Source organism: Aeromonas sp. QDB31, assembly GCF_027707605.1.
Lineage (GTDB): Bacteria > Pseudomonadota > Gammaproteobacteria > Enterobacterales > Aeromonadaceae > Aeromonas > Aeromonas media.
In genome coordinates this window covers 1,879-4,998 of record NZ_JAPCIX010000046.1, presented here as the reverse complement: position 1 = coordinate 4,998, position 3,120 = coordinate 1,879, and the positions used below count along the sequence as shown (strand labels likewise).

Here is a 3,120-nt window from a genome sequence, read left to right as displayed (position 1 = left end):
GAATGCCACACTACCATCGGCGCTACCGCGTTTCACTTCTGAGTTCGGCATGGGATCAGGTGGTTCCACGGCGCTATGGCCGCCAGGCAAAAAACTTCATCTGGAAAGCTGACGTGAATAACGAGTTACCTGTTGGCTTCGCTATCACTGAATTAGGTAGTAGTTCTTCGATTTGCTACAAGGCCCAGAACACTTCTTGGGTGTTGTATGGTTAAGCCTCACGGGTAATTAGTATGGGTTAGCTCAACACGTCGCCGCGCTTACACACCCCACCTATCAACGTTGTGGTCTCCAACGGCCCTTTAGGACCCTCAAGGGGTCAGGGATGACTCATCTCAGGGCTCGCTTCCCGCTTAGATGCTTTCAGCGGTTATCGATTCCGAACTTAGCTACCGGGCAGTGCCACTGGCGTGACAACCCGAACACCAGAGGTTCGTTCACTCCGGTCCTCTCGTACTAGGAGCAACTCCCTTCAATCATCCAACGCCCACGGCAGATAGGGACCGAACTGTCTCACGACGTTCTGAACCCAGCTCGCGTACCACTTTAAATGGCGAACAGCCATACCCTTGGGACCGACTTCAGCCCCAGGATGTGATGAGCCGACATCGAGGTGCCAAACACCGCCGTCGATATGAACTCTTGGGCGGTATCAGCCTGTTATCCCCGGAGTACCTTTTATCCGTTGAGCGATGGCCCTTCCATTCAGAACCACCGGATCACTATGACCTACTTTCGTACCTGCTCGACCTGTCCGTCTCGCAGTTAAGCTGGCTTATGCCATTGCACTAACCTCCTGATGTCCGACCAGGATTAGCCAACCTTCGTGCTCCTCCGTTACTCTTTGGGAGGAGACCGCCCCAGTCAAACTACCCACCAGGCACTGTCCGCGAGCCCGATTCAGGGCCCTGCGTTAGAACATCAAACATACAAGGGTGGTATTTCAAGGACGGCTCCAGCGCAACTGGCGTCACGCCTTCAAAGCCTCCCACCTATCCTACACATGTAGGTTCAATGTTCAGTGCCAAGCTGTAGTAAAGGTTCACGGGGTCTTTCCGTCTAGCCGCGGGTACACCGCATCTTCACGGCGAATTCGATTTCACTGAGTCTCGGGTGGAGACAGCATGGCCATGGTTACACCATTCGTGCAGGTCGGAACTTACCCGACAAGGAATTTCGCTACCTTAGGACCGTTATAGTTACGGCCGCCGTTTACCGGGGCTTCGATCAAGAGCTTCGCTTGCGCTAACCCCATCAATTAACCTTCCGGCACCGGGCAGGTGTCACACCCTATACGTCCACTTTCGTGTTTGCAGAGTGCTGTGTTTTTGATAAACAGTCCCAGCCATCTGGTCACTGCGACTCCCAACTGCTCCATCCGCAAGGGACTTCACTGTCAAGAGCGAACCTTCTCCCGAAGTTACGGTTCTATTTTGCCTAGTTCCTTCACCCGAGTTCTCTCAAGCGCCTTGGTATTCTCTACCCGACCACCTGTGTCGGTTTGGGGTACGATGACTTGTAATCTGAAGCTTAGAGGCTTTTCCTGGAAGCAGGGCATCAATGGCTTCACCACCGTAGTGGCTTCGTCTCGTGTCTCAGTGTTGTGTCTCCGGATTTGCCTAGAAACACCACCTACGCACTTTCACCAGGACAACCGTCGCCTGGCCCACCTAGCCTTCTCCGTCCCCCCATCGCAATTACAAGTCGTGCAGGAATATTAACCTGCTTCCCATCGATTACGCCTTTCGGCCTCACCTTAGGGGTCGACTCACCCTGCCCCGATTAACGTTGGACAGGAACCCTTGGTCTTCCGGCGAGGAGGCTTTTCACCCCCTTTATCGTTACTTACGTCAGCATTCGCACTTCTGATATCTCCAGCATACCTCTCGATACACCTTCGCAGACTTACAGAACGCTCCCCTACCACTCATACATAAGTATGAATCCGCGGCTTCGGTGCCTGGTTTGAGCCCCGTTACATCTTCCGCGCAGGCCGACTCGACTAGTGAGCTATTACGCTTTCTTTAAATGATGGCTGCTTCTAAGCCAACATCCTAGCTGTCTGAGCCTTCCCACATCGTTTCCCACTTAACCAGAACTTTGGGACCTTAGCCGGCGGTCTGGGTTGTTTCCCTCTTCACGACGGACGTTAGCACCCGCCGTGTGTCTCCCGGATATTACTTACTGGTATTCGGAGTTTGCATGGAGTTGGTAAGTCGGGATGACCCCCTAGTCCAAACAGTGCTCTACCCCCAGTAGTATTCGTCCGAGGCGCTACCTAAATAGCTTTCGGGGAGAACCAGCTATCTCCGAGTTTGATTGGCCTTTCACCCCCAGCCACAGGTCATCCCCTAACTTTGCAACGTTAGTGGGTTCGGTCCTCCAGTTGATGTTACTCAACCTTCAACCTGCCCATGGCTAGATCACCCGGTTTCGGGTCTACACCTTGCAACTAGACGCCCAGTTAAGACTCGGTTTCCCTACGGCTCCCCTATACGGTTAACCTCGCTACAAAATGTAAGTCGCTGACCCATTATACAAAAGGTACGCAGTCACCCCGAAGGGCTCCCACTGCTTGTACGTACACGGTTTCAGGTTCTATTTCACTCCCCTCACAGGGGTTCTTTTCGCCTTTCCCTCACGGTACTGGTTCACTATCGGTCAGTCAGGAGTATTTAGCCTTGGAGGATGGTCCCCCCATATTCAGACAGGATGTCACGTGTCCCGCCCTACTCGATTTCACTTCAAGGTCGTTTTCGTGTACGGGGCTATCACCCTGTATCGCTGGCCTTTCCAGGACCATTCCACTAACTTCCAAGAAACTTAAGGGCTAATCCCCGTTCGCTCGCCGCTACTGAGGGAATCTCGGTTGATTTCTTTTCCTCGGGGTACTTAGATGTTTCAGTTCTCCCGGTTCGCCTCGTTGCACTATGTATTCATGCAACGATACCTAGCTTATGCTAAGTGGGTTTCCCCATTCGGAAATCTGTGAGTAATAGCGTCTCTTACCGACTTCTCACAGCTTATCGCAGGTTAGTACGTCCTTCATCGCCTCTGACTGCCAAGGCATCCACCATGTACGCTTAGTCACTTAACCATACAACCCCAAGAAGTGTCGGC

Annotated in this window: 2 rRNA genes; both read right to left on the bottom strand. The window is 52.8% G+C overall.

Going from position 1 to position 3,120, the window contains the following annotated elements:
• Positions 1 to 87: ribosomal RNA gene (rrf, locus tag PG898_RS21020) — 5S ribosomal RNA — on the bottom strand; the annotation flags it as partial.
• A gap of 120 nt (positions 88 to 207) precedes the next feature.
• Positions 208 to 3,097: ribosomal RNA gene (locus tag PG898_RS21015) — 23S ribosomal RNA — on the bottom strand.
• Between the last annotated feature and the right edge of the window lie 23 nt (positions 3,098 to 3,120).